Annotated in this window: 28 protein-coding genes; 13 read left to right on the forward strand and 15 right to left on the reverse strand. The window is 56.9% G+C overall.

Features of this window, described 5'->3' with window-relative positions; genetic code table 11:
- Nucleotides 1-47: 47 nt before the first annotated feature.
- Complete coding sequence (locus QPL98_RS16590) at nucleotides 48-326, reverse strand: SelT/SelW/SelH family protein (RefSeq protein WP_014420825.1); 279 nt, start codon at nucleotides 324-326, stop codon at nucleotides 48-50.
- An 82-nt stretch (nucleotides 327-408) separates the two neighbouring features.
- On the opposite strand from QPL98_RS16590, the gene QPL98_RS16595 reads away from it, so the two are divergent.
- The 5 genes from QPL98_RS16595 to QPL98_RS16615 all read left to right on the forward strand — a co-directional run bounded on the left by QPL98_RS16595 (nucleotide 409) and on the right by QPL98_RS16615 (nucleotide 4167).
- Nucleotides 409-1302, forward strand: a complete 894-nt coding sequence (locus QPL98_RS16595; RefSeq protein WP_153741251.1) for a diacylglycerol kinase family protein — start codon at nucleotides 409-411, stop codon at nucleotides 1300-1302.
- Nucleotides 1289-2521, forward strand: coding sequence for an RNA polymerase sigma factor (locus tag QPL98_RS16600; RefSeq protein ID WP_153741252.1), 1233 nt, complete (start codon nucleotides 1289-1291; stop codon nucleotides 2519-2521). The genes QPL98_RS16595 and QPL98_RS16600 overlap by 14 nt, the downstream gene beginning before the upstream one ends.
- 76 nt (nucleotides 2522-2597) lie before the next feature.
- Nucleotides 2598-3419: a YciI family protein gene (locus tag QPL98_RS16605; RefSeq protein WP_303293650.1), complete on the forward strand. Its 822-nt coding sequence runs from the start codon at nucleotides 2598-2600 to the stop codon at nucleotides 3417-3419.
- 19 nt (nucleotides 3420-3438) lie between these two features.
- Nucleotides 3439-3798: a YciI family protein gene (locus QPL98_RS16610; RefSeq protein ID WP_011785646.1), complete on the forward strand. Its 360-nt coding sequence runs from the start codon at nucleotides 3439-3441 to the stop codon at nucleotides 3796-3798.
- Nucleotides 3799-3813: 15 nt separating this feature from the next.
- The gene (locus QPL98_RS16615) at nucleotides 3814-4167 is read left to right on the forward strand and encodes a DUF1428 domain-containing protein (RefSeq protein ID WP_303293651.1); all 354 of its coding nucleotides are present in this window, start codon (nucleotides 3814-3816) and stop codon (nucleotides 4165-4167) included.
- A 35-nt stretch (nucleotides 4168-4202) separates the two neighbouring features.
- Here the strand turns inward: QPL98_RS16615 and QPL98_RS16620 are convergent, their stop codons facing one another.
- Entirely contained in the window at nucleotides 4203-6389 is a 2187-nt protein-coding gene (locus QPL98_RS16620) for an OsmC domain/YcaO domain-containing protein (protein ID WP_303293652.1), read from the reverse strand.
- Nucleotides 6390-6413: 24 nt separating this feature from the next.
- Here QPL98_RS16620 and QPL98_RS16625 point away from each other — a divergent pair, with 24 nt between their 5' ends.
- On the forward strand, nucleotides 6414-6647 hold the full coding sequence (locus tag QPL98_RS16625) for a hypothetical protein (RefSeq protein ID WP_219194215.1): 234 nt from the start codon (nucleotides 6414-6416) through the stop codon (nucleotides 6645-6647).
- A gap of 3 nt (nucleotides 6648-6650) precedes the next feature.
- Here the strand turns inward: QPL98_RS16625 and QPL98_RS16630 are convergent, their stop codons facing one another.
- Nucleotides 6651-7484 carry a zinc-dependent peptidase gene (locus QPL98_RS16630; RefSeq protein ID WP_278349965.1) on the reverse strand — a complete coding sequence of 278 codons (834 nt, stop codon included), beginning with the start codon at nucleotides 7482-7484 and terminating at the stop codon, nucleotides 6651-6653.
- Between the two features lie 82 nt (nucleotides 7485-7566).
- Between QPL98_RS16630 and QPL98_RS16635 the strand changes: the two genes are divergently transcribed.
- The gene (locus QPL98_RS16635) at nucleotides 7567-7890 is read left to right on the forward strand and encodes an antibiotic biosynthesis monooxygenase (RefSeq protein ID WP_022992939.1); all 324 of its coding nucleotides are present in this window, start codon (nucleotides 7567-7569) and stop codon (nucleotides 7888-7890) included.
- Here the strand turns inward: QPL98_RS16635 and QPL98_RS16640 are convergent, their stop codons facing one another.
- A complete protein-coding gene (locus QPL98_RS16640; RefSeq protein WP_153741257.1) occupies nucleotides 7891-8862 on the reverse strand; it encodes a ribonuclease Z in 972 nt (323 codons plus the stop codon).
- A gap of 71 nt (nucleotides 8863-8933) precedes the next feature.
- Here QPL98_RS16640 and QPL98_RS16645 point away from each other — a divergent pair, with 71 nt between their 5' ends.
- The 3 genes from QPL98_RS16645 to QPL98_RS16655 all read left to right on the forward strand — a co-directional run bounded on the left by QPL98_RS16645 (nucleotide 8934) and on the right by QPL98_RS16655 (nucleotide 10970).
- Nucleotides 8934-9788 (forward strand): crotonase/enoyl-CoA hydratase family protein, encoded by an 855-nt coding sequence (locus QPL98_RS16645; RefSeq protein ID WP_272998966.1) that lies wholly within the window; start codon nucleotides 8934-8936, stop codon nucleotides 9786-9788.
- A gap of 3 nt (nucleotides 9789-9791) precedes the next feature.
- Nucleotides 9792-10373: a CPBP family intramembrane glutamic endopeptidase gene (locus QPL98_RS16650; protein WP_272998965.1), complete on the forward strand. Its 582-nt coding sequence runs from the start codon at nucleotides 9792-9794 to the stop codon at nucleotides 10371-10373.
- Nucleotides 10374-10493: 120 nt separating this feature from the next.
- The gene (locus QPL98_RS16655; protein WP_222448460.1) at nucleotides 10494-10970 is read left to right on the forward strand and encodes a DUF4442 domain-containing protein; all 477 of its coding nucleotides are present in this window, start codon (nucleotides 10494-10496) and stop codon (nucleotides 10968-10970) included.
- A 15-nt stretch (nucleotides 10971-10985) separates the two neighbouring features.
- Here the strand turns inward: QPL98_RS16655 and QPL98_RS16660 are convergent, their stop codons facing one another.
- A complete protein-coding gene (locus QPL98_RS16660) occupies nucleotides 10986-12035 on the reverse strand; it encodes an alpha/beta hydrolase (protein WP_222448461.1) in 1050 nt (349 codons plus the stop codon).
- A gap of 81 nt (nucleotides 12036-12116) precedes the next feature.
- On the opposite strand from QPL98_RS16660, the gene QPL98_RS16665 reads away from it, so the two are divergent.
- Nucleotides 12117-12341: a DUF2007 domain-containing protein gene (locus tag QPL98_RS16665; RefSeq protein ID WP_011785634.1), complete on the forward strand. Its 225-nt coding sequence runs from the start codon at nucleotides 12117-12119 to the stop codon at nucleotides 12339-12341.
- 4 nt (nucleotides 12342-12345) lie between these two features.
- On the opposite strand, the gene thpR is transcribed toward QPL98_RS16665, so the two are convergent.
- A complete protein-coding gene (gene thpR / locus QPL98_RS16670) occupies nucleotides 12346-12882 on the reverse strand; it encodes an RNA 2',3'-cyclic phosphodiesterase (protein WP_278349966.1) in 537 nt (178 codons plus the stop codon).
- Nucleotides 12883-12956: 74 nt separating this feature from the next.
- Here thpR and QPL98_RS16675 point away from each other — a divergent pair, with 74 nt between their 5' ends.
- Complete coding sequence (locus tag QPL98_RS16675) at nucleotides 12957-13952, forward strand: GTP-binding protein (RefSeq protein WP_014420835.1); 996 nt, start codon at nucleotides 12957-12959, stop codon at nucleotides 13950-13952.
- A 25-nt stretch (nucleotides 13953-13977) separates the two neighbouring features.
- Here QPL98_RS16675 and QPL98_RS16680 read toward each other — a convergent pair whose 3' ends face one another.
- The 3 genes from QPL98_RS16680 to QPL98_RS16690 form a co-directional block, all read right to left on the reverse strand.
- Nucleotides 13978-14838 carry a DUF6160 family protein gene (locus QPL98_RS16680; protein ID WP_011785631.1) on the reverse strand — a complete coding sequence of 287 codons (861 nt, stop codon included), beginning with the start codon at nucleotides 14836-14838 and terminating at the stop codon, nucleotides 13978-13980.
- A 97-nt stretch (nucleotides 14839-14935) separates the two neighbouring features.
- On the reverse strand, nucleotides 14936-16759 hold the full coding sequence (locus QPL98_RS16685; protein WP_199451860.1) for a choice-of-anchor D domain-containing protein: 1824 nt from the start codon (nucleotides 16757-16759) through the stop codon (nucleotides 14936-14938).
- Between the two features lie 243 nt (nucleotides 16760-17002).
- The gene (locus QPL98_RS16690; RefSeq protein WP_011785629.1) at nucleotides 17003-18025 is read right to left on the reverse strand and encodes an AraC family transcriptional regulator; all 1023 of its coding nucleotides are present in this window, start codon (nucleotides 18023-18025) and stop codon (nucleotides 17003-17005) included.
- A 199-nt stretch (nucleotides 18026-18224) separates the two neighbouring features.
- Here QPL98_RS16690 and QPL98_RS16695 point away from each other — a divergent pair, with 199 nt between their 5' ends.
- The gene (locus QPL98_RS16695) at nucleotides 18225-18896 is read left to right on the forward strand and encodes a class I SAM-dependent methyltransferase (protein ID WP_278349969.1); all 672 of its coding nucleotides are present in this window, start codon (nucleotides 18225-18227) and stop codon (nucleotides 18894-18896) included.
- Nucleotides 18897-18903: 7 nt separating this feature from the next.
- Here the strand turns inward: QPL98_RS16695 and QPL98_RS16700 are convergent, their stop codons facing one another.
- The 6 genes from QPL98_RS16700 to QPL98_RS16725 all read right to left on the reverse strand — a co-directional run bounded on the left by QPL98_RS16700 (nucleotide 18904) and on the right by QPL98_RS16725 (nucleotide 23431).
- A complete protein-coding gene (locus QPL98_RS16700) occupies nucleotides 18904-19902 on the reverse strand; it encodes a PA2778 family cysteine peptidase (protein WP_278349970.1) in 999 nt (332 codons plus the stop codon).
- 6 nt (nucleotides 19903-19908) lie between these two features.
- Complete coding sequence (locus tag QPL98_RS16705) at nucleotides 19909-20310, reverse strand: PA2779 family protein (RefSeq protein ID WP_278349971.1); 402 nt, start codon at nucleotides 20308-20310, stop codon at nucleotides 19909-19911.
- 96 nt (nucleotides 20311-20406) lie between these two features.
- Nucleotides 20407-21138, reverse strand: a complete 732-nt coding sequence (locus QPL98_RS16710) for a glutamine amidotransferase (RefSeq protein WP_278349972.1) — start codon at nucleotides 21136-21138, stop codon at nucleotides 20407-20409.
- Nucleotides 21139-21191: 53 nt separating this feature from the next.
- Nucleotides 21192-21917 (reverse strand): YebC/PmpR family DNA-binding transcriptional regulator, encoded by a 726-nt coding sequence (locus tag QPL98_RS16715; RefSeq protein ID WP_011785624.1) that lies wholly within the window; start codon nucleotides 21915-21917, stop codon nucleotides 21192-21194.
- Between the two features lie 120 nt (nucleotides 21918-22037).
- Nucleotides 22038-22838 carry an MBL fold metallo-hydrolase gene (locus QPL98_RS16720; RefSeq protein WP_278349973.1) on the reverse strand — a complete coding sequence of 267 codons (801 nt, stop codon included), beginning with the start codon at nucleotides 22836-22838 and terminating at the stop codon, nucleotides 22038-22040.
- 164 nt (nucleotides 22839-23002) lie between these two features.
- A complete protein-coding gene (locus QPL98_RS16725; RefSeq protein WP_022992924.1) occupies nucleotides 23003-23431 on the reverse strand; it encodes an SRPBCC family protein in 429 nt (142 codons plus the stop codon).
- Between the last annotated feature and the right edge of the window lie 299 nt (nucleotides 23432-23730).

Genomic DNA, 23730 nt, shown 5'->3' on the forward strand with positions numbered 1-23730 from the left:
ATGGTAGCGAAAAGATGCGGGAGCGGGTAGCCACCCTCGTAGATGTACTACACCGGCTTGTCTGAGTGCCCCAGTGAGTGCTCCGGGGCAATCTGATCCCGCACCAGCTGTTTCAGTTGCTTGATATCGGGGAAGCCCCCTTGCTCCTTGCGGGACCAGATTCGGGTATCGTTTACCCAGACTTCAAAGATGCCGCCGGAGCCGGGTTTCAATGTGAGCTCGTCGACCATGCCGTCGAAGGTGGTCAGCAGTTCCTGCGCCATCCAGGCGGATCTCAGCATCCAGTTACAGCCAGTGCAGTAATGGAGAGTAATGCGCGTTGCCATACGGTAATGCTTCCTGCATGAAGAAATCGATCAGCCATGCTATCAAATGAAGGGGACAGTTTCTTTCTCCAGAGGGAATGATATGGCGTATTGGCTGGTGGATAGCCCTGGTTCCGGTGATGGCTGCCGGGATGCGGATTTCTGGTTGCCGCATCTGCGCGAGCAGGGAATCGAGAACGTAACCGAATGCAGGCTGGATGAGGCTGAACAGTGGCTGCGCCTGGTGACTGGCAACGACGTATTGTTGGCCGCGGGTGGGGATGGCACTGTGAACGGTGTGGCCGGACTTTGCCTGCGCACCGGCGCGACTCTCGCAGTTCTGCCTTCGGGAACCGCTAACGATTTTGCACGCAACCTGGGTATTCCGTCTGAACCGGCAGAGGTGGCCCGTCTGGTGGCGGACGGTAGCACCGAGATGATTGATGTGGCGGAGTTTGATGACCGCATCTATCTCAACGTGGCCCATATTGGCCTGGGCACTTTGCCTTCACGGCAGGCCAGTTCACCTACCAAAAAGCTTTTTGGAAAATTCAGTTACATTGCCACACTGTTCCGACAACTGGGCGCCCAGCGGGGGTTCCACGCCCATATTCGTACTGATCGTTCTAATCTGGGTGGTCGCTGGCTATCGATTGCGGTTGCCACGGGGGCCTATTTCGGTGGGGGCCATGAAATACCGGAGGCCTCTGCGAACGATGGCTTGCTGGATGTCATAGCCGTTAAACCGCGCCCGTTGCCGCAGCTGTTACTTGCATTTCTGATGGTGCGCCTGAACCGCAAGACGCCGCGCCGGACCAGCACCGTGATCCAGATCAAGGGCAAGTGGTGCCACGTAGAAACCACCCGCGCCAAGACGGTAACGGTGGATGGCGACGTGGCCGGCAAGACCCCGTTTCGCGCAACCTGCCGGCCTGAGGCTATCCGGGTGATCGGCAAGCAGGTGATCCACACAGGAGGGTACGGTGCCAGCAGATAACCCGGCGATTGCGCGGATATACCGGGATCAGTCCCGGCAGGTAATGGCTACGCTTATTCGCCTGCTGGGCAGTTTTGAGCTGGCGGAGGAAGCCATGCAAGAGGCCTTTGCGGCGGCGGTTCGGCAATGGCCAGGCGAAGGTATTCCGGAAAACCCGGTGGCCTGGCTTATCCGAACCGGTCACCGCAAAGGCATTGATCACATTCGCCGCGGACAGACCGCCCGACGATACGCTCACCTGGTAGGCGAGCAGGAAAAAGGCGCAGACTGCGATGATTGGCAGGCCATTGAGGACGACCAGTTACGACTGCTTTTCGTCTGTTGTCACCCTGCGTTGTCCCTGGATGCCCGTGTTGCTCTGACTCTCAGGGAAATGTGCGGTTTGACCACCGAGCAGGTCGCCCGGGCCCTGTTGCAGAAGCCGGCTACTCTGGCGCAGCGAATTGTTCGTGCCAAGAAAAAAATTCGAGAGGCCCGGATTCCCTACGAGGTTCCAGAGCCCCGGCAACTGCCGGAGCGCTTGCCCGGCGTGTTGCGAGTGATTTATCTGGTATTCAATGAAGGTTATTCCCGCAGTGATGGTGAGTCGGTCACTGACATGAGCCTGTCGGATGAAGCCATTCGGCTCGCTGAGAATCTGGCTCATTTGTTGCCCGAAGGGGAAGTGTTTGGCTTGCTCGCGCTGATGCTGCTGCACGATTCCCGCCGCGGTGCCCGGGAGGACGAGAATGGCAATCTGGTTACGCTGGAGGAGCAGGATCGTTCTCTGTGGAATCGGAGCCAGATTGACCGGGGGCTGAAGTGGCTAGAACAGGCACTGCCGCTAACGCCAGCTTCGCCATACACGTTACAGGCTTCCATAGCGGCAGTGCATGCCCGCGCTGGCGATTCCAATGAAACAGATTGGCGCCGCATTTCGCGACTTTACGCGGCTCTCTATCGCCAGCACCCGTCACCGGTTGTCGCCTTGAACCACGCGGTTGCCGTAGCCATGTGTGATGGCCCGGAGGCCGGTTTGGCTTTGTTGGATGGGCTGGTGGGCAACAAGGAAATCCTGTCCTATCACCTGTTTCACGCCGCCCGGGCCGATCTCCTGCGCAGGGCAGGGGATGTGGATGCTTCTGCTCACGCCTACCAGCGTGCGTTAGCGCTGGCGACACAAACCCCGGAACGGCGATTTCTGGAACGCAGACTTCGGGAATTGAGTGTTCCCGTGTAAAAAAGTTGTCTGCCTGTGTCGATTTCCTCCGTTGTTGTGCGACTTATTGGTAAAGCAATCAAGGGAGGAGCAGATAATGAAGTACATGCTGATGCGAAAAGCGGATGCAGACACCGAGAAGGGCGTGTTACCCAGTCAGGAGATCCTGCAAGCTATGGCGGATTACAACGAGCAAATGATGCAGGCCGGGGTGTTCGTGAGTGGAAACGGAATACGTCCCAGCAGTGAGGGTTGTCGGGTGGAGTTTCGCGACGGAGAGCCCCGGATCATCCAGGGGCCGTTCCAGAATACTGAAGAGTTGCTTGCCGGCTACAGTATTCTGGAGGTGCAGTCGCTGGAGGAGGCTATCGCCTGGGCCAAACAGTGGCCCCGAGAGGATGCCAGCGGCGATGTCACGCTGGAGTTGCGACGGTACTTCACGATGGATGATTTTGAGCCCGGTAGGGGGTTGGAAAAACACAAAGAACTGAGCCGGCTTCCACTGGAGATGAACCTACATGTGGGCTTTCCTGGCACCTGTCGTGAAGCTATGTCGTTTTATCAGGAAGTTACTGGTGGAAACCTCGAAGCCATCATCACCTATGGGGAAACGCCGGCAGCGGATCAGGTCCCGGCGGAATGGCACGACAGGGTGGCCCATGCCTCGCTGAACTTGAGGGGGCGCCGGCTTATGGGGGCCGACGCTGCAGGTGATTGCTATCAGGCACCGGAAGGCGCTCAGGTGCATCTTGAGTACGACGATCCTGAGCAAGCCGAGTGGGTTTTTAGCCAGTTCGCAAAAGACGGGACGATCATCATGCCTTTTGAACAGACCTTCTGGGCCAACCGGTTTGGCATGACAAAGGATCGGTTTGGCGTGCAATGGATGGTCAGTAACCAGACCAAAGCGTGCCTGTAAGGTACAGGGAGGAAGATAGATGAAGTATGTGGCTCTGGTGTACTACCAGGAGAGCATTATCAACGCCATGACTGATCAGGAATGGCATGATCTGAATCAGGAGTGCGTGGCTGGAGTCGAGCGGCTTACCGAACAGGGAAACTATGTGGCCGGACAGCCTCTGCAGCCAACGGACACGGCGACCACCGTGCAGGTTCGGGATGATGAAGTCTTGATATCCGACGGTCCATTTGCTGAAACCAAAGAGCAATTGGCGGGTTTTTATCTGCTGGAAGCCAGAGACCTGAATGAAGCCCTGCACCTGGCCAGCCGGATTCCACCAGCTCGCTTTGGCAGCATTGAAGTGCGGCCGGTGCGGGAACTACCACCGAAGGATTGAATAGGGAGACAGATCATGAGCTATATCGATGGTTTTGTGGCTGCCGTGCCAACCGCTAACAAGGAAAAATACATCAAACACGCCAGTGATGCCGCCGCGGTGTTCAAGGAATATGGCGCACTGAAATTGGTCGAGTGTTGGGGGGATGACGTGCCAGAGGGCGAAACGACCTCATTTCCGATGGCCGTGAAGTGCCAGCCGGAGGAAACCGTGGTGTTTTCGTGGATAGAGTGGCCCTCGCGGGCGATCAGGGACCACGCCATGCCGAAAATCATGGATGATCCACGCCTGCAGCCCGATGTGAACCCTATGCCCTTTGATGGCAAACGCCTGATTTATGGCGGTTTTGAAACGATAGTGGCGGGATAGCGGCGCCTGAGGGCACCGCATCTGCCCCGCAGCGGTCAGAGTCCGGCTTTGCGGGCCCTGGCCGCGTGCAGCTTCTTGTAGCTCTCGATCATCTTCAGGTGCCGGTCCAGACCTCGCAGGTCCATGCCGGTTTCTTCCAGGCCAAAGAAGCGCACCGACCCCTCAATAGACCCGACCACCGCATCCATCACCGGGTCGCCAAACATACGGCGGAAGTTGTAGAGGTAATCATCCAGCTCCAGTTCGTCGTTCAACGTGGCTTCCAGGGCTGCGTTCATGGCCTGGTAGAACAGGCCGCGCTCAACGGTGTTGTCGTTGAATTGCAGGAACATCTCCACCAGCTCCTGGGCCTCTTCAAGCTCGCCCAGTGCCAGGTAGATCAGCAGTTTCAGTTCCAGAATGGTGAGCTGGCCCCATACGGTGTTTTCATCGAATTCGATGCCGGTGAGGGTGACGATGGTCATGTATACATCCAGCTCGGCCTCTTCCAGGCGCTGTACCAGATCGGCCAGTTCTTCTTCACTCAAACGGTGCAGGTTGAGGATGTCTTCGCGGAATTCCAGGGCCATGTTGGTGTTGTCCCACACCAGGTCTTCCACCGGATACACCTCGGAATAGCCCGGCACCAGGATTCGACAGACCGGAGCGCCGAGGTCTTCGAACACCGCCATGTAGCATTCCTTGCCCATGTCCGCGAGGATGCCGAACAGGGTGTCGGCTTCTTCTTCGTTGCTGCCTGAGAAATCCCATTCCACAAAATCGTAGTCGGATTTTGCGCTGAAGAAGCGCCAGGACACCACGCCGCTGGAATCGATAAAGTGTTCAACGTAGTTATTGGGCTCGGTCACCGCCATGGAGTTGAAGGTGGGCGCCGGCAGGTCGTTCAGACCTTCAAAGCTGCGACCCTGCAGCAGCTCGGTCAGACTGCGTTCCAGGGCAACGTGGAAGCTGGGGTGTGCACCGAAGGAAGCAAACACACCGCCGGTTTTGGGGTTCATCAGGGTGACGCACATCACCGGAAACTGACCGCCCAGGGAGGCATCTTTCACCAGTACCGGAAAGCCCTGCTCTTCCAGGGCCTTGATACCTTCGACAATCTCCGGGTACTTGGCCAACACGCTCTCGGGAACATCCGGCAGGGCGATTTCGTTCTCAATGATCTCTTTCTTGACTGCCCGTTCGAAGATTTCTGACAGGCACTGTACCTGCGCTTCCTGCAGGGTATTACCGGCGCTCATGCCGTTGCTCAGGTACAGGTTCTCGATCAGGTTGGAGGGGAAGTAAACTGTCTCTCCGTCTGACTGACGCACATACGGAATGCTGCAGATACCACGCTCGGGCGTGCCCGAGTTGGTGTCGAACAGGTGCGTGCCCAGCAGTTCGCCGTCCGGATTGAAAATCTTCAGGCAGTAGTCATCCAGAATGCCGTCCGGCAACTCGCCTTCCGGGCCTGGCTGGAACCATTTTTCGTTCGGGTAGTGCACGAACTCGCTGTTGGCGATGTCCTGGCCGAAGTACTGGTCGTTGTAGAAGAAGTTGCAGTTCAGCCGCTCTATAAACTCACCCAGGGCCGAACACAGGGCGGCTTCCTTGGTGGCACCCTTGCCGTTGGTGAAGCACATGTGGGCCGCGGTGTCGCGCACGTGCAGAGACCACACGTGGGGAACAATGTTGCGCCAGGAGGCAATCTCGATCTTCATGCCCAGATCTGAGAGGATGCCGGTCATGTTGGCAATGGTCTGCTCCAGGGGCAGATCCTTGCCCTCAATATAGGTGTTGCCGTCGCCGCCGGGGGCGGCGGTGAGCAGGGCCTGAGCGTCTTCGTCCAGGTTTTCCACCACTTCAATCTGGAAATCCGGGCCGGTTTGCACCACTTTTTTAACGGTGCAACGGTCGATGGAGCGGATGATGCCCTGGCGGTCCTTGTCCGAAATGTCTTCCGGCAGTTCCACCTGAATCTTGAAAATCTGCTTGTAGCGGTTTTCCGGGTCTACAATGTTGTTCTGCGACAGGCGGATGTTATCTGTGGGAATATCCCGGGCGTTGCAGTAAACCTTTACAAAGTAAGCCGCGCACATGGCAGATGAGGCCAGGAAGTAGTCAAACGGGCCGGGCGCCGAGCCATCGCCTTTGTAGCGGACGGGCTGGTCTGAGACGACGGTAAAATCGTCAAACTTGGCCTCAAGCCTCAGGTTGTCGAGATAATTGACTTTGATTTCCATGGGCAGCTTACCGGATTCAGAAATATGAGCAGTTTACGCGGAATAGACGAGGTAATCCCCGATGCGCGGGATGGTCTCACAAAAACGGAACGGACGATACTTTACGTCCTGAGTGAGACCCAGAAGGAGTTAGGCGGGCGTAATGTGCCTACCGTGATGCTCTATGGCCGGGTACTGGAATACGTGAATATCAGCGAGGAAGAGCTGCATCTTTACCTGGATCGTCTCGGCGTCAAGGGAAACGGCCTAGGCGGCTGATCATCAAGGCTCGCAGGCACGCATGTGCTCCGGGTCGATCCGGTAAAAACGGCACAGGGCAGCGTAGACGTCAGGTTGTTCACGTTTCAAGTGCTGCGGTTGTTGGTAGAAGGCCTCGGTCAGCACCGCGAAAAACTCGGCCGGCTCGGTGGCGCCGTAGGGATCGAGCCAGGGTTTGTGGTGGTGTTCCAGCCGATGCTGCAGGTGGTCCCAGGCTTCGGTCATGGTTTCCTGCCAGCGTGCAGCGTCATCGCCACTCAGTGGTGGCGCACCGTCCGCAGTGCCATCCAGGTAGTCCAGCTGATGGGCGAATTCATGGAGAATCACATTGTGCGGGCCATGAGGATTGGCGATGGCTTGTTCACACTGGCTCCAGGCCAGAATTACCCGGCCGTGGGACCAGGCCTCTCCGGCCCGGGTTTCGTCACTGGCGCTGACCACCAGGCCATCGCTTTCGGTGTCCTTTACCCGGTAGATGTCGGGATAGACCAGGATGCTTTTGACGTCATCGTATTCGTAAAATCCGCGTTCAAGCAGTAAAAGGCAAGCATGGCCGGCAATGGTCACTCGCACCCGGTCATCGATTTCAAAACCGGCACATTCGTAGAATTCCTTCTCCGAGATAAAGAGCTGAACCAAATTCTCCAGTCGGGTTTTGTGGCTGTCGGAGAGCCGATTATAGAGCGGCACGTTATCCTGAAGGTGGTGCCTCCAGGACACAGGGAAGGGCTGTTGCAGTTCGCGCCGCCGTCGCCAGTTGCGGTAGAAGAACAAATAAAACAGTGAGCCACCAATCAGGGCGATGGCGACGATGGCAAAAACAAGCGGTGCGGACATTGGTGACTTCCCTGTGAATGTCCGGCCAGTCTACCGCAAGGCTCAGCGAACCACGAAGATCCATAGGAGTGAGGAGGATGCGATGAAGTATATTTTCGAGGTCACGGTGAAAGACGGGCACTCTGCTGAGGAGTATGCCGATGCCTGGGTCCGGGCCAGTGAGCTGATTCAGCAGGCGCCCGGTGCCCGTGGTACCGAACTACACCGAAAGATTGGTGAGCCGAACAAGTTGATCGCTATCGCCAGCTGGGACAGCAAGGCCGACCGCGATGCCATGGATGCCCGGAAGGACCCGAGGATCGCGGAGATCATTAAAAGCGCCGCTCCGTTTGTTGAGATTCGGCCTTTGGGTGAATTTGAAGACCCTGAATGGGTGGTACTGCCGCCAGGCCAGAATAGCGACTGATTAGCTGTGATCAACTTTGTGTAGCTGGAAGTCTTTCTCCAGACGGTAGGTGTCAAAATCCCGGGCCAGGAAAAGGTGGCCCGTGTAATGCTGCAACGCCTCGGCGGCGAGCTGGTTGATATGAGGGCTGCCACCCGGGGCGGACTGGTAGCGGGAGCTGAAGTGGGTGAGTACCAAATTGGGCAGCTTTGCCTCCTGCGCGAACCGGGCCACCTGCTGCGCCGAGCTGTGCTGTGGCCAGGGGCCAACGCGGTCTGCGACATCCTGGGTGTAGGTGGCCTCGTGAATCAATACGTGGGTGCCTTGGCAGGCATCTTTCAGCAGTTCCGGGGTGTCGTTGTCACCGCCGACAATGATGTTTCGCGCGGTTCTCGGGATTTGGGTGTAGTCGTCGCTGCGCAGCAGGCGCCCGTCATCCAGTAGAACATCTTTGCCTTTCTGCAGGTCGCCCCATTCAGGGCCAGGCTCGATGCCATCAGCAACCAGTTTCTCCTTCTGGAGTTGACGTTCCAGGTTCCGCTCTGTGAATACGTAGGCCCGGCAAGGTACCCGGTGCGAAAGCGCCACGTTGGTAACACCCAAATGGTCATCCTGCCAGTAAAAACCCGGAGCTTCCGAGTTGATGAAGTTCAACGGATAACTCAGGCTGGAGTCACTGTTTTCGATGACCGTATCGATAAACCGGCGTACCTGTGGCGGCGCAATGATGTCCAGAGGCTCGGTGCGACCCAGCATGGAAGCGCTGGTAAGCAAGCCCGGTAGCCCGAAGATATGATCACCATGGATGTGGGTGATGAAAATGGCGCGCAACTGCATCACCGAATACCGTGTGCGCATCACCTGGTGCTGGGTGCCTTCACCGCAGTCCACCAGATACCAGGGTTTGGGCCCCGAAAGGCAAAGCGCCAGGCCGGTGACGTTGCGTGACCGGGTTGGTGTTCCGGCCGATGTGCCAAGGAAAGTGAATTCCATCGTGCCTCGTTTCGCGGTAATGTGCACCCTAATAATACGAAACCATGCTCTCAGATGATACGGGATCCATCATGTCTGAACTCGCCAACTACGAAAGTTTCAATATTGAAGTAAAAGACCACATCGCCCACGTTCAGTTCAGTCGCCCCGAGGCGCTGAATACCATGAACAAGGCATTCTGGCTGGAGCTGCCGCGCTGCGTTCAGGACATTGAAGCCAATACCGATGCCCGGGTGATTGTGATCTCCTCCACTGGAAAGCACTTTTCCGCAGGCATGGATCTGGGCGTGTTCTCGGATCCGAAATCCGTGCCCATGAGTGGTGATCCTGGCCGTATGGCGGAGAACCTGCGAAGAGTCGTACTGCAGCTGCAGGATACTCTGAGCTCTCTGGAGAAAGTACGTCTGCCCGTGCTTGCTGCCGTGCACGGGGGCTGTATTGGTGGGGCTCTGGACCTGGTGTGCGCTGCTGACAGCCGGTATTGCACCTCCGATGCCTATTTCACCATCAAGGAAACCGAGCTGGGCATGACAGCTGATGTGGGCACGCTGCAGCGGCTGCCTAAACTGATGCCTGAGGGCGTGGTGCGTGAGCTGGCTTATACGGGCCGCAAATTCGGTGCTGAAGAAGCCTATCGCCTGGGTTTCGTGAACTCGGTATACGAGACTCAGGAAGCGATGCTTGAGGGCGTGATGTCCATTGCCGCCCAGATCGCTGCCAATTCGCCGCTGGCGGTGACCGGCTGCAAGGAAATGATCAATTTCAGTCGCGATCACAGCGTAGAAGACAGCCTCCGCTACATGGCCACATGGCAGTCTGGCATGTTCCGCCCCACGGACATGATGAAATCCTTCCAGGCCAAGGCCCAGAAGCAGGCGCCCGCCTACGACGACCTGTTCCCGGTCAAGGGTCTGTTCGAAAACTGAGTTATGGCCCAAGGTCGCGCCAAACTATCCACCACCGCCGCCCTGCTGTTTCAGGGCGGTATTGGTTTGGTGGGCTGGCTTGCGATCTGGTTGTTCGATATTCCATTAATGCTGAACAACTTGAATCTGCTGGAAACCCTGCTCTATGGTAGCCTGGGCGCTGGCATCACCTACCTTGTGCTATTGCTATTCACCCAGCTCTCCTGGCTGTTTCCTGATGATCTCGGCTCGCAGATGCAGGCCCTTTACCGCTTCGCGGCGAGTTATCGCTGGCCGGTATTGCTGACCTTGTGCGTGCTCGCCGGGGTGGGGGAAGAGCTCTTGTTCCGTGGAGCGGTGCAGGGCTGGCTACTGCAGCATACCGGGCCCTGGACAGCCTTGCTGGCGGCCTCTGTGTTGTTCGGGTTGGTGCACTACGTGTCGTTTACCTATTTTCTGGTGGCAACGGGTCTTGGACTGATTCTTGGTGGTGCCTACCAGTTCTGGGGCAGCCTGCCCTTGGTGATGGTCTGGCATGCGGTATACGACATGCTCGCGCTGTACTGCCTGCTGAACTATCCCCAGTGGTTCGATGTGAAGCCTTGATGTTTCCAGTCTAAAAAATTCAAACGGTCGTATGAATTTTCGTTGAAAACGCGGTGTGGCTGTAAGAAGATAGCCAGCTACACAGTCGTGAAACTGATTCTCAACCGTTTGGATGTTGCCATGAATTCGACGATTCGCCGCTGGTTTGCCAGTGCCGGCGCCATGCGCCGAGTGCTCTCAACTTTCGCCCCTTATCTGGGGGCAGGTATTAAAGTCACTCACATTGCTGATGACTTCAGCTCTGCAACGGTGGAAATGCGTCAGCACTGGTACAACACCAACTACGTGGGCACGCACTTCGGCGGATCTCTCTACAGCATGGTTGACCCAATGTATATGCTGTTACTGATGCGCCGACTGGGCAACGATTACATCGTGTGGGACAAGTCCGCGAGTATTGATTTTATCCGCCCCGGCAAGGGCGTGGTAAAGGCCCACTTCGAGCTGACCAATGCGCGTCTTGATGAAATACGCGAAGCCACCGCTGACGGCGACAAGTACCTGCCGGAGTGGTATATCGATATTGTGGATGAGGCAGGAACGGTCGTTTCTCGCGTCCACAAAGTGCTGTACGTCAGGCGAAAGCCGGCTGAGTAGCGCCGGCACCAGCTGCTATTGCTGTTCCACTTTCTGAAGAAACACCGCGATGTCTTCAAACGCCTCGTCTGCCTCGGGCAGAAGTGGCGTGAAGATGTGCCATACATGCACCATGTTCTGCCAGGTGTGAAGCTCCACCGGTGAACCCTGGGCTTTTGCCTTGGCGGCGTAACGCGTGGCGTTGTCCAGCAGCATTTCCGTGGTGCTTGCGTGGATAAGCACGGGTGGCAGCTTGTTAAGCTCACCCCGCAGAGGTGATGCAACCGGGTTGGTGGGAGAGATTCTGAACGCGGCAAGTGTTCCCCACCACAACACGGGCAGCGGGATTTTGGACAAACCACCAAACACCGGGCCCAGCAGTGGGTCCGTGCGAATATTCTCGCGATTGCTAGGCGCCGTCAGCGTGAGATCCGTGGAGGGTGACAGGGCAACGGCGGCATCGGCCTGCCGCAGGCCATTGTCGCGAATCCACGCCAGCAGAGACAGGGTATGGCTACCGCCCGCCGAGTCTCCGGCAACCACCATGAAGTCGACGGGCGCTTCGCCGTCCGGGCCATGATTCAGCAGCCATGCATAGGCCTGGCGGCAGTCCCGAATGCCATCCATGAACCGGTGTTCGGGCATGAGCCGGTAATCAACCGCAAAAACGGCAGCATTGGCAATCCGGGAAAAACGGTCGGTAATCGCCCGGTGACTGCGAGGGCTGCCAGCAGCCCAGGCACCGCCGTGAATATAGAGCACACGTCGGCGGGAATCGGCCCCGGGCGCCAATATCCATTCTCCACGCGGATGATCCTGATGACGGATGTCCGATTCGATATCCACGCCTTCACCCAGGCTATCCAGGTGATTGCGGAGGGCGATCAGCCGGGCTTTGCCTTTCAGGCCGCGGGAGGCGCGCCCCATGTCCTTGATGCGTTCTATGACCTCATCATGAGCCGGGTTTGGAGCAACCTCCTTCATAACCCAGTCCTGGCCGTCGTACTCGGAAAGATCCTTTACCCGGAAGATCAGCAATGTGATCAGGACAACAAGAGTAACGACAGCGAGCAGAAACCAGAGCATGGACAATCCTTGGGGCGCGAGACACAGGGCATTGGGACGACTATAGTCGAAACAGCGTTAAGCATATAGGAGTGCGCTGTTTTGCAAATAGCCTATCGGGCCCGGGATATTACCGAAGCTCACATCATTGCTGGCCTGCTGCGCGCCAATCACATAGAGGCGCACGTAGGCGGGCATTACCTGCAGGGTGCACTGGGCGAGATCGGCGCTGCCGGCTTTACCAATGTGCATGTGGCTGACGAGGACTGGGTTCTCGCCAGAGCCTTGATTGAGGACTACGAGGCAAACCGACTTGAGCAATCCTGAGGCTTCAGGTGGTTAACGGATAGCGTTCCAGTACGGTATAGACAGAGCCGCTTTGGCCTGGACTGCTTTCAAACAGTGCAAAGCCCTGAACCGGCCAACTGCCAAACCGGGTCCTCTGGTAGTGCTCGATCAGCCCGGCCACCGAGCCTGCGCCAGCCCGAAAGCGGCTCAGTGTAATGTGAGGTTTGAATGAGGGATTCTGGAGAGTGAAGCCGTCGTTGATGAGCCTTTGGGCAAGGGTGCGTTGCAGTCCCCTCAGTTCTGCCTCGGGGGAGACTCCCGCCCAGAGGATTTTCGGGCTCTCCTCCTTGCCGAAGCAACCCAACCCGGCGGCTTCCAGCTTAAAAGGCGTATGGGTCACCTTTCTGGCGTTATCCCGAGCCTGGATTACCTGTTCGGCCTCCACCTCTCCCAGAAACGTCAGGGTTAGGTGAAGCTGGGTTTTGCTTTGCCAGCGGGCACCTTTAATGTCAGTTTTTACCTTTAAGAGGCTGGTCTTGATCGACTCAGGAATTTCCAGTCCGAAGAACAGTCTTGGCATTAACTCCTCCATAGTCGGGACGTAGCCCGGCCTGGTCAATGTTGTTATAGTATAACGTTTTTGAGGCCAGAATTATGTCCAGCATTCCCCGCCCGATTCCCACCAACCTGATACTCGGGTTCCTTGGCGTTGGCAAAACCACTGCCATTCTGGACCTTCTGCGCCAGAAGCCGGAAGGGGAAACCTGGGCGGTACTGGTGAACGAGTTCGGCGAGGTGGGCATTGACGGTGCCATCCTGGAGACCGAGGGGGCGGTGGTGCGCGAGGTGCCAGGTGGCTGCATGTGCTGCGTCGCGGGGCTGCCCATGCAGATCGGCCTGAATCAGCTGATTGCCAGAGCCAAGCCGGATCGTTTGCTGATTGAGCCCACGGGCCTGGGCCATCCGTCCCAGATTCTCGATACCCTGACTGGAGAGCATTATCAGGATGTCCTGGCGTTGGGGCCGGTGATTACTCTGGTGGATCCACGCAAACTCGAGAACCCGAAAGTGCTTGAGAATGTGCAGTTCCGGGATCAGATCGAAGCTGCCGATATTCTGGTCGCCAACAAATCGGATCTTTGCACGGCACAGCAACTCTCGGCGTTTGAAGACTGGGTTGCCACACTGCCCCTGACGAAGCGTGCCGTTTACACGACAAGCCAAGGACATTTGGCGCCCGAGTGGCTGGACGGTGAGATGGAGCGTCAGCCGGTATCCAGCCCGGATGCTCATCAACAGCGGGCTGCGCTTGATCTTCGCCCCCCGGCACCGTCTCTGGACGACCAGCCCTGGCAGCGGATGACCAACCGTGGTCAGGGGCATTACAGTCTGGGTTGGCGCATCCACCCGGAAATTCAATTCTCGGAGGCGTCTCTTCTGGCAACGGCGATGGACGAACGCCTGGTGCGGTTCAAGGCCGTTGTGCATACCCTGGATGGCTGGCGAGTGATCAATCAGGTGGAAGGTGCGTTGACCGTTCAGCCCTGTGAGCCGGGAGAACAATCGCGGATTGAATTGATCAGTTCAGAGCCCTTGGCGGAGAGCGATCTGGATCTGGAAATGAAACGCGCCGCCGGGTTGGCAGAGTGAGGGCCCGGAACGGGCCCTCGGTGCATTACTGGTGACCGTAGATTCTCATGCGGGTGTTCTGCACTGAGAGGTTGTCCAGTGTCAGGGAGCCGATGCTGGTTCCGCCCACCAGAACCTGGCCAATCTTCATGTCTGCGTCAAACTGCTGCAGATCAATCGCCAGAGAATCGTCCGAGCTGCCGAAGCGTTGGTCTTTATAGACCTCCACAACGATATCCGCGGCGGCATCCAGAATGGTCGGGCCATTGCCGCCAGTTGCTTTGTCAGCAACCTTTTCGAGATAGGTATTCTTGGTGAGCTGCAGGTCACGAATACCGATCGCGAGGAAGTCGACATCGATATCCAGATCGGAAATACCGACCTTTGTGTCCAGGGTCAGCTTGTCGGTCGCGGTATCCACGGTGATGCCGACCTTGTTGAAGATACCTCTCATTGAAAAGTTGCTTGCCAGCAGCGTGGAGTCTGTGTTGCCCTGCAGGCTCCATTCACCGGTTGTCACGCCAAAATCGATAGGAGCTGCGGTGATTGGCAGTACGTTGATGATGGCGTCGCCATCCGCGGCAACGTCGATCTCGATCTTGATATTGTCGATCAGGTCGGTGTAATCCTTGAAGGCCAGGCTTCTGCCAATCTCGATGTCTTTGAACATCTCATCTTCATAGCCGGCGCCAGCACCGCCGATGCTGATGTCCTTGATGGCGAGAGAGCCTTCATCGGTATATCTGAATTCACCAATGTTTACTTTGGTTTCGAGCTCGATGGTGACACCGGCCTGACCGGTGATGCTGCCCATCTGAGCATCGTCGATTGGTTTAAGTTCTGCCTGCGCGGCAAACGGCGCGCCGATGATAGCCAGTGCTAGCAGATTTCTTTTCAGGCTTTTCATTGCATTGTTCCTTTTTTTGATTTTGTTTTTACTGCGTGTAAGGTTCACGGCCAGCTAGTGCCAGCCGTGAACCTGCTTCCGGCGATGCCGGAATTCCTCAGAATTGCGGAGTGAGCTCAAGGTTGATGGTGTTGCCCGGGCCAGTCATGAACTGGTTGAGCAAGCTGGTGAGCAGCCCGCAGTTCTCCAGAGCGCCCAGTTCGTAGACGCCGCTGACCTCGCCGCCCGTTGCCGGGGAGAAGTTAGAGCCTTCAACGGATTTGAGTTCGATGTTGATCGGTTCACGGGTTTGGCACTCGGAACCGCCACCGATGCGAACTGGCAGCCAGCCAAGCTTGATGGCAACCTTGGGTACTTTCACATACAGCTTGGAATTTGCGGTCAACTTGCCATTCACAAGTGTGCCGGTGGTAACCTCTGCCTGCTCAAACTCCACGTTGGCTGCCGCATTGATCTTGCTGAAAAGCAGTTTGATGGAGAAGTTGCCAGAGGTAGGCAGTACTTCCAGATCGGCTTCAAAGGTGCCTGAGGCAATGTCCAGCAGTGTGGCAATGGAACCGTTCAGCGGCAGGGTGCCTCCGGTTGCATTGATCAGAGTAGAGCCCTGCAGACCGAGCAGCAGCTCAAGTTCGGAACCTCCGGTCGGTTCCTCGTAAGACTCGGCTGTGACGCTGACAGAGGTTTCCGCAGTTTCCGGGTCGTTGGAGCGAACGACAAGCGTTGCGTTGCTTACACCCGGTGCCCCGGCGGTGTAGTTCAGATCAATGGTGCAGCTTTCACCTGCGGCGACCGTTGTACAGTCATTGGTCTGAATGAAGTCCGCCGCATTGGCGCCAGTCAGGGTGATGCTGTCAATCTGCAGAGCAGCGTTGCCGTTGTTGTCTACGGTAACCTGTGCAGTTGCGCTGGTGCCTGACAGAACGCGACCCAGATCAACGGATTCCGGCGTTACCGAAATTTCCGGAGTGGGTGCCAGAGTTCCCTTGCCAGAGAGCGGAACGCTTACAGACTCGTTCTCCGGATCGGTAGATTCGATGGTCAGAGTAGCGTTGCGAGTACCTTCGGTGCTTGGAGCAAAGGTTACGTCGACAGCGCATGAAGCTTCGGGCGCCAGGCTGGAGCCGCACTGATTGGTGACAGTGAATACATCGGCGTCGGTTCCATCAATGAAGATGTTGCTGAGGCCAAGGCCGGTGTTGCCGGTGTTGGTAATGGTCACACTCTGCTGCGCACTGAGGCCAGCCTGTACTGATCCAAAGCTGATGTCTTCAGGGGTAATACTGATGCGTGGTGTTTCAACAACGTCTCCGCCTACAGTCACTGTCTGAAGCAGGTTGTTCTGATCCGGCAGCTGAACACAGTCGGTTGTGATTTCGCCGATTGGTGCGGGTGCGATGTCGCCGTTGGCGGTGCGCGCGATCAGGTCCAGCCGCAGAGCGCCTACCCTGATTTCCAGTTCGCCGACATCATCTGCGGTAACCAGGAATTCCGGTGAAGTGCCGGTAGCCGGGACATTGAATTCGCCGGAGGTTTCCGGAACCGGTGTCGGTGGTATATCAAGAGTGACGATCTGCTCTACCGTTCTGCCCGGTGTGGTAACGCTGTTGAAGCTGGTGGCAACCCCTTCAAGAGTGGCTGATTGAACCAGTTTCAGGCCGGTGCGGGCATCGTCGTTGACAACGGTGATCGCGTCTACGGTGAAGGCCGGTATCGTTTCTCCCACTGATGCTGCCGAAGGAATATCAGCACTGATGGTGGCACGGATCGGTTGATCACCGATGAGTGGAAACGGGCACTCAAATGCCAGCTCGGTGGATACTTGCTCGGCGGAGGCATTACCTGCGCCTCCCGCCATCAAAGCCGCCGCGGCAATCGCGGGGCCGAGCTTGCGGACACTCGTATTGAGGTTCCTGAGTTTCATGAGTTCGTCCTCTGTACGTCGTTATTTGTTGTAGTGGGTTGCAGACAACACCGATAAGGACTGCTCAATCGGACTTGCAAAGATCCCTTTGCCATACGTGTTCACGTATGAGTGCAGCGTTATTAGACGGGGAGAGGGTGCCGCGGGTCATTGCTTGTCGCGGCACCGTTTTTGTTCAAAGCGGAGAGGGGCGAAGGGATTGTCTAAACCGTGAACGGTGTCAAAACGAAAAGTGAGCTGTGTTCACTTTTTTGAGCGGGCTTGCCGCCGAACGTCGCCGGGGGTTTTGCCCGTCCAGGATCGATAGGCTTTGGTAAAACCGGCCTGGTCACTGAACCCCAGCTTCTCGGAGATCGACTCCAACGGTACGTTGGTGTCTTTCAGATAAAGGGTGGCGAAGCTTTCACGAATTTCGTTGCGCAGTTCTCTGAAAGAGGTGCCGGCGCTGGCAAGATGCTGGCGCAGGGTGCGCGGGCTGATGTCCAGGCGCCGGGCGATGTTTTCGGTGGTGCAGGGACGGCCGGGCTGGCTCATGATCAGTTCGCGAACCTGCATCGCGGTCTCGTCGGCTTCCAGATTGCCTGGTTTTCGATGGCATCGGGTACGGGCTACCAAGAACTCCAGGTTCGCCTCGCTTTTCGGAATTGGTGAACCTTTCAGTGGCATGGTTACCTGAGCAACCGGTGCATCGAATTCGAACTCGCACCCGGGGGCCAGCAACTGCCAGTCTTCCAGTGAGGCAGACGACGGAAAATCAAACTGGAAGTGGAAATGGCTGCAAACCTGGCAGGAGATACGGTGAATGCTGCCCATATAGATCTTCGTCAGGCAGGGTCTCAAGTCCTCTACGCCCCAGGTATCGATGAGCCGGATGCGGAATGTAGAGCCGGTCGATTCCAGTTCCATGTCCATCAGTGGCAGGCCAACGCGCAGGTATTGAACGATCATGCTCACCAGGCGTCGCGGATTTTCCTGGCCCAACATGGCGAACCCGAGCAGGCCGTGACTGGGCAGGTCCAGTTGCTGGCCAAATTCGAACGCCGCGCGCTCGTCGGTCATCAGCCAATCCGCCTGGCGCAGCAAATCCATGACCTGATGCATGGACAAGCTGGCGTCCGGGTTATTCAGCATGTCGTCGGTGATGCCGGTATTGGCAAGAATGGTATGCCGCTTTACACCGCGATGTTCCATAAAACGGACAAAACGGCGGGCATAGCGAGCCGAGACGATCGGCACTTCCAGTGCGAGTTCAGATGACGTTTCCATGTTCCGGTCTCTGAGCCGGGGCAGTTCCCGGGCATTTAGTCTTGAATTGAACTGTTGTTATCATTCAAGAGGTACAAGCCGACTCCTCTCTGTTCGGTGCCAGTATAGGCAGCGCACGATGGGCGCTTTTACGCATCCGGTCACAAATTCGCCGCATGGCCGGATATGACAATGAAACTTTTGTCAGGTTGAAACGTTCATGATCGAAAGACCGCAATCGTCCGCGCAGCAGGAAGCGCGCTGCCCGGTGTGTGAAAACGCTGAACTGGTGCCGTTTCGTGAAGTGGGGCAGCAAACGTATTTCCGTTGTGGCCAGTGTGAAGCCACGGTGATGGCCTCCGAGTGTCGGCTGTCCGGCTCCCGGGAGCGAGCCGTCTATGAATTGCACAACAACAATGCGGACGATCCCGGCTACCGGCGTTTTCTTTCAAAGCTGGCCAAGCCTCTGCTGGGGTATGTTGAACCCGGAGCGCAGGGGCTGGACTTCGGCTGTGGCCCTGGCCCGGCATTAGCCAGAATGCTTGAGGAAGCGGGACTGCATATGACTTTATATGACCCGTTCTTTTACCCGGACGCCGCCGCGTTGGATCGGCAATACGATGTTATTACCTGTACCGAGGTTGTGGAGCATCTGCATCATCCAGCCGAAGTGTTTCGCATGCTGGACAGCCTGCTCCGGCCCGGAGGCTGCCTGGGTATCATGACTTGCTTCCAGACCGACGATGCCCGTTTCGATAACTGGCACTATCGGCGCGATCCCACCCATGTGGTGTTCTACCGTGAGCAGACATTCCGCTGGCTGGCCCAGCATTATGGCTGGGATCTGGAGATTCCCGTGAAAGACGTAGTGCTCCTGCGAAAATCCCTCTGACCGCCTGTTAGTGGGCGTTTGAGGGGCAGGCAGGAATCTGGGGGCAGGCGGCGGCATCTGCCGCGTTTGATCGGGCCTCATCCTGTAGCGGTTTAAACCGTTTCGGTGCCAGCCTGGCCGCACACTCGGAGGCATGTCTGGCTCTAGCCGGACAGCCTGCATCGTTGAGTGCGATGGCGAGGTTGTTCCAGCCTTCGGAGAACCCGGGGAACTTCTCGACCACCCTCAGGAAACTGCCCACGGCATTCTGAAAATGACCTAGCTGGTACTGCAGGTTGGCGTTTGCCATTAACGGTGTGGGCTGCTCGGGCCATCTCGTGATGGCAGTTTGGTAGGCTCGCTGGGCCGCCCGGGTGTGGCCTGTTGTCTCTAGATCGTGGGCCGCCTGGAGGTAGGGCAGCATTTCAGCACTTGCGGGTGTTTGATCGGGGGGCAGAATGACTGCAGCCCATCGCTCAGCCTTGCTCCAGGTGTTGTAAAACACCTTGTATGGCATTTCATAGTGGCGCCGTGTATCCGTGTTCAGGATGAAGACCTGTTCCGTGCTGTCGTAGCCCACCACCACCGCAAAATGCCATTGCGGCCACCAGCTCAGACGAAGATTCTGCATAACCAGGACCGGATTTCCGGCCTCAACCTCGGCCAGAATGGCCTCTGGTTCCGGTTCCAAACGGTACACCAGCATGTCGTGGGCCCGTGCGCCGGCAACCATTTCCACTTGCAGGGAGCCTTCCTTGCCCGGCAGGTAGACCAGCTCTTTCAGAATGTCCGGATTGGTCGCCAGCCCCTGTGCGTTCAGCATCATGGCCAGAGAGGCGGGACCGCACTGGTACTTCTCCTGCGGATAGAAGGGCACCTGTTCCAGCAGCTTTTCCGGGTAAACCGGTTTGGTGTTGTCCCGGGCAGAGACAGGCCAGTCTGGTGTTGATGCACACCCGGCCAGAAGCACTATGGCCGTCAGAGCGACGGCCATAGTCAATTTAAGACGGCTGTTCATCTGCTGCATTGGGGATCAGCGAATGCATTTCACGAAGGGGAACAGATCCGTCGCGCAGAGCATATCGGTTATGATGAACACCAGCAGGAACAGAACAATGATACCGACAACACCTTCGCCGGTTGGTGCTTCGGCCAGTTGTTGTTCAAACTCGGCCAGTTCCGTCGGGGTCAGATTCTGGATGCGCTCTTCAACCTGGGCTTCATTCACGCCGAGTTCCTGGAGTTTTGCCTTCACTCCCTGGTCGTCAAGCATCTCCAGCAATTGTTGCCTGTCCAGATCCACCTGTTGCTGCTGGATCAGCTCGCCGGTACCCACCATGCCTGCGTTGGCGGACATGGAGAAGGTGGTCGCAAACGCGAGGAGTACGGCCATGGCCAGTGAGAACTTTCTTAAGTGCTGTCTGATACCGTTCATGTGAGGCTCCTTTCTCAGTTGTATTCCAGTACAGTAGATAGCGATCTGTACTCATTCAACATACAAAACGTTCACACAGCCGCGCGGGTTCCATGACTATTTGGTCATTGTGCGGGCGTTCAGGTACTCAGCGAAAAGCTTCAGCAAGTGATTGGCGTCAGGTGCAGGACGAACACCCTGCAGCAGGCTCTGGGCGTCCAGGCCTTCGGCAACGATGTCCGGGTATTGGACTTCGAGGTAGGCTTTCATGATTGCATCGGTGAATTCCGGATGAAACTGCACGCCCCAGGCATGTTCGCCAACCCTGAACGCCTGGTGTGGCTCGAAGGCCGAATTGGCCAGCAGTACAGCGCCCGGAGGGAGCTCAATTGCGGATTGCTTGTGGGTCAGGTGGGCGGGGAATTCTGCCGGCAACTGACTGAACAGGGGGTCTGAGCTGGCGCTGTCGAGCAATCGTACGGTGTGTGTGCCGGTCTCGCGGCCTTTCGGATGGTAGTCTGCCTTGCCACCCATGGCATGGGCCAGCAACTGGTGGCCATAGCAGACTCCGAGAAGTGGAACCTTGGCCTCGACGGCCTGTTTTATCCAGCGGGCGGTTTCTTCGCTCCAGGGCGCTTTGTCGCTGACCATTGCCGGCGAGCCGGTAATGACGATGCCAGCCCAGTCGTTGGGAGCAGACGTGGGTGGCGTTTGCACGGCATCCAGCACGGTAACGTCAAGATCACCGTTGAGGTTGCGGAGGAACCAGGCGTCGAAATCACCAAACTGATCCCGTATCTGCGGGTAGGTTGAGCCTGTTTTCAGGATAATAACCTTTGGCTTTTCCACGCCTGCTACCTCCGCCCTGTCGCGCCGCTGTGACTACACTTTGCCAGCAGAGGTTATTCCTGCGGCAGTTCTGCGTTGTGGAATACGTTCTGTACGTCGTCCAGATCGTTAAGCATGTCGAGGAATTTCTCGAACATCGGGATGTCGTCGCCTTCTACCACGGTGGTGGTTTTTGGCAGGAACTGGATCTCGTCCACATCGAACTCAATGCCCTCAAACGCGGCTTCCAGAGCCTGTTTGGCTTTGGCGTATTCGGTGTTCGGGGTGAATACCGTGATTTTGCCGTCTTCGCTTTCGATGTCGGTAACGTCCACGTCGGCTTCCATCAGGGCTTCCAGTACGGCCTCTTCATCCTGGCCGGCGAATGCAAAGATGGCGCAGTGATCAAACATGTGGGCCACGGCGCCCGGGGTGCCGATCTTGCACTTGGTTTTGGTGAACGCCAGGCGAACATCGCCAAAGGTGCGGTTCGGGTTGTCGGTCAGGCAGTCCACGATGACCATGCAGTTGCCGGGGCCATAGCCTTCGTAGCGGGCCGGCGCATAGTCTTCGCCCGCGCCACCCTTGGCTTTGTCGATGGCTTTCTCAATAACGTGGGTGGGCACCTGGTCTTTTTTGGCCCGCTCGATCAGCCCGCGCAGGGAAAGGTTGGCTTGCGGGTCGATGCCACCAGCCTTGGCGGCCATGTAGATCTCGCGGCCGTACTTGCTGTAAACCTTGGTTTTCGCGGCGGCCGTTTTGGCCATGGATTCTTTGCGGTTTTGGTAGGCTCTGCCCATATTCGCTGCCTCTAGGGTTCAGTGAAAAGGCGGATTTTACTGAACCTGAGCGGATTGCAACAGGCCTGATTTCGCAGCTTTTGCAGGGAGGTGGTTCCGCGTCCCTGCGGAACCGGGTTGTTACACGTATTCCACCGGCTGGCGATAGTTGTCCTGGGATACCAGATCAATGCCACAATCCATATCGCTGACCCAGTTAAGGAAGCGATCAATCATCACCGGGCCTTCAAAGCGCTTGCCATGCTGGGGCACGATCATCGACACGTCCATGTCTCGAACCATGTTGGCCCAAAGACGACAGACTTTCTTGGAAGCAATGTAACGGCGGTGGAAGCCGATCATGTTCGGGATGTGTTTGTCGAAATCTTTCACCGGCTGGTGGTCGTCTTCTCCGCCCATGGACGCGCCGAGGTCACCTGAGAACAGGATTTTTGAGACTGGATCGTAGAATTGAAGGTTACCGACCGAGTGCATGAAATGCGCCGGCAGGCACTGCAGATAAGTCTCCCCGAACCTCACATTGGCGCCGCCGTCAGGAATACTGACGATGCGGTCGTAGACGCTGCCGCTGAGCTGGTTGGTGACGTAGCTGGACACCAGGTGCGGCAAGAAGCGCGCCCACAGCTTTGAGGTAACGATTTTTGCCCGGGTGTGAACAATCCAGCGGTCGATGGCGCCGATGATGTCCGGGTCCTGGTGGGACGCGAAGACGTAGTCCATATCGCGGATGTTCATGTACTTGGACGCGGCGACGGAGAGTGGGGTGTAGGTCAGATCTCCGCCGGGGTCGATCAGGGCTTCGTGTTTGCCATCAACAATCAGGAACTGGTTGGACTGCACGCCCTCGCCGGTTACCAGGGAATCGAACATCAGGCACTTGTGGTGTCCGTTGTCGAAGAGAGCAATCGGTGCTGCCGCCATTTCGGTCTCCCGCAGAACAGTAGGTGTTCAGCCACAGGCATGCCTGATGGCCGGATATTGCAAACTGCGCGGGAGAGTACAGAATTGATAAATATGAATTATTGCCTCAGGTCAATTAACTGATATTCATCAAGTAACCGATTGTTGCCTGCACTCCCACAGGCTTACGCCATCGACGGCAGGCGTTTGATACCACGGCGTAATCCCTTTTCCAGCGCGACCTGAACCGCTTTGCCGGTAAACGGCACAATATCCTCAAAACGAATGGAGTACTGAATACGCGTTCTGCCTTCGCCTGCATCGGAGAACAGAATACGCCCCAGGTGATTACGCAAAGGGCTGATGCTGCTGATGGTGTACTCAATCAGAGAGTCGGGCTCAAAACCGAGTACTGTTTCCTCAAGAGACAGCGGGCCAATGCCGATCTTGCGAACCGAGCCAATGCCGTTGGGGTCTGCCTGGTCGCTGTCCTTGATGCGCTTGACCGGTGCGCCGACCAGTTTGCCGAAGCGGTGGTGGTCGGCAAAAACGGCAAAAGCCTTGCGCCTGGGGACATCGAAAGTTTCATCAATTTCAATGGTGTACTGTGCCATGGTGCTGCTCTTGTTGTTAGACGGTGTTCAAGGTTAACCGTTCACCGGGTTCAACAAAAGTCGCAGGCGCGGGTTTTCATCACTGAGAACTGGTTAAAACAGGCCATCGGTTTGTTGGTTGGTATTCCGGAAGCTGGTGGTTATAATCGGGGCTGCTCAGGATGAGTCAGTTCAACATAATCTTCAGGGATCGAAGTCATGCCCCAGGCAAGCGGATTGCAGTTCACCGCCCGTGTAGGCGAATTCCCCTCGGATCACTTTGTCGTTGTCGGCTTCGCGCTGACCGAACGGCTGTCTGA

The organism is Marinobacter sp. ST-43, from assembly GCF_030541085.1.
Lineage (GTDB): Bacteria > Pseudomonadota > Gammaproteobacteria > Pseudomonadales > Oleiphilaceae > Marinobacter > Marinobacter nauticus.

Excerpts from the sequence above, each read along its gene's own strand:
- thpR (WP_278349966.1), bottom strand. The coding sequence starts at position 12,882 with ATGCCAAGACTGTTCTTCGGACTGGAAATTCCTGAGTCGATCAAGACC.
- QPL98_RS16715 (WP_011785624.1), bottom strand. The coding sequence starts at position 21,917 with ATGGGCAGAGCCTACCAAAACCGCAAAGAATCCATGGCCAAAACGGCC.
- QPL98_RS16700 (WP_278349970.1), bottom strand. The coding sequence starts at position 19,902 with ATGCAGCAGATGAACAGCCGTCTTAAATTGACTATGGCCGTCGCTCTG.
- QPL98_RS16705 (WP_278349971.1), bottom strand. The coding sequence starts at position 20,310 with ATGAACGGTATCAGACAGCACTTAAGAAAGTTCTCACTGGCCATGGCC.
- QPL98_RS16615 (WP_303293651.1), top strand. The coding sequence starts at position 3,814 with ATGAGCTATATCGATGGTTTTGTGGCTGCCGTGCCAACCGCTAACAAG.
- QPL98_RS16625 (WP_219194215.1), top strand. The coding sequence starts at position 6,414 with ATGAGCAGTTTACGCGGAATAGACGAGGTAATCCCCGATGCGCGGGAT.
- QPL98_RS16610 (WP_011785646.1), top strand. The coding sequence starts at position 3,439 with ATGAAGTATGTGGCTCTGGTGTACTACCAGGAGAGCATTATCAACGCC.
- QPL98_RS16645 (WP_272998966.1), top strand. The coding sequence starts at position 8,934 with ATGTCTGAACTCGCCAACTACGAAAGTTTCAATATTGAAGTAAAAGAC.
- QPL98_RS16720 (WP_278349973.1), bottom strand. The coding sequence starts at position 22,838 with ATGGCGGCAGCACCGATTGCTCTCTTCGACAACGGACACCACAAGTGC.
- QPL98_RS16595 (WP_153741251.1), top strand. The coding sequence starts at position 409 with ATGGCGTATTGGCTGGTGGATAGCCCTGGTTCCGGTGATGGCTGCCGG.
- QPL98_RS16725 (WP_022992924.1), bottom strand. The coding sequence starts at position 23,431 with ATGGCACAGTACACCATTGAAATTGATGAAACTTTCGATGTCCCCAGG.
- QPL98_RS16635 (WP_022992939.1), top strand. The coding sequence starts at position 7,567 with ATGAAGTATATTTTCGAGGTCACGGTGAAAGACGGGCACTCTGCTGAG.
- QPL98_RS16640 (WP_153741257.1), bottom strand. The coding sequence starts at position 8,862 with ATGGAATTCACTTTCCTTGGCACATCGGCCGGAACACCAACCCGGTCA.
- QPL98_RS16695 (WP_278349969.1), top strand. The coding sequence starts at position 18,225 with ATGATCGAAAGACCGCAATCGTCCGCGCAGCAGGAAGCGCGCTGCCCG.
- QPL98_RS16650 (WP_272998965.1), top strand. The coding sequence starts at position 9,792 with ATGGCCCAAGGTCGCGCCAAACTATCCACCACCGCCGCCCTGCTGTTT.
- QPL98_RS16605 (WP_303293650.1), top strand. The coding sequence starts at position 2,598 with ATGAAGTACATGCTGATGCGAAAAGCGGATGCAGACACCGAGAAGGGC.
- QPL98_RS16655 (WP_222448460.1), top strand. The coding sequence starts at position 10,494 with ATGAATTCGACGATTCGCCGCTGGTTTGCCAGTGCCGGCGCCATGCGC.
- QPL98_RS16620 (WP_303293652.1), bottom strand. The coding sequence starts at position 6,389 with ATGGAAATCAAAGTCAATTATCTCGACAACCTGAGGCTTGAGGCCAAG.
- QPL98_RS16690 (WP_011785629.1), bottom strand. The coding sequence starts at position 18,025 with ATGGAAACGTCATCTGAACTCGCACTGGAAGTGCCGATCGTCTCGGCT.
- QPL98_RS16675 (WP_014420835.1), top strand. The coding sequence starts at position 12,957 with ATGTCCAGCATTCCCCGCCCGATTCCCACCAACCTGATACTCGGGTTC.
- QPL98_RS16590 (WP_014420825.1), bottom strand. The coding sequence starts at position 326 with ATGGCAACGCGCATTACTCTCCATTACTGCACTGGCTGTAACTGGATG.
- QPL98_RS16685 (WP_199451860.1), bottom strand. The coding sequence starts at position 16,759 with ATGAAACTCAGGAACCTCAATACGAGTGTCCGCAAGCTCGGCCCCGCG.
- QPL98_RS16680 (WP_011785631.1), bottom strand. The coding sequence starts at position 14,838 with ATGAAAAGCCTGAAAAGAAATCTGCTAGCACTGGCTATCATCGGCGCG.
- QPL98_RS16660 (WP_222448461.1), bottom strand. The coding sequence starts at position 12,035 with ATGCTCTGGTTTCTGCTCGCTGTCGTTACTCTTGTTGTCCTGATCACA.
- QPL98_RS16630 (WP_278349965.1), bottom strand. The coding sequence starts at position 7,484 with ATGTCCGCACCGCTTGTTTTTGCCATCGTCGCCATCGCCCTGATTGGT.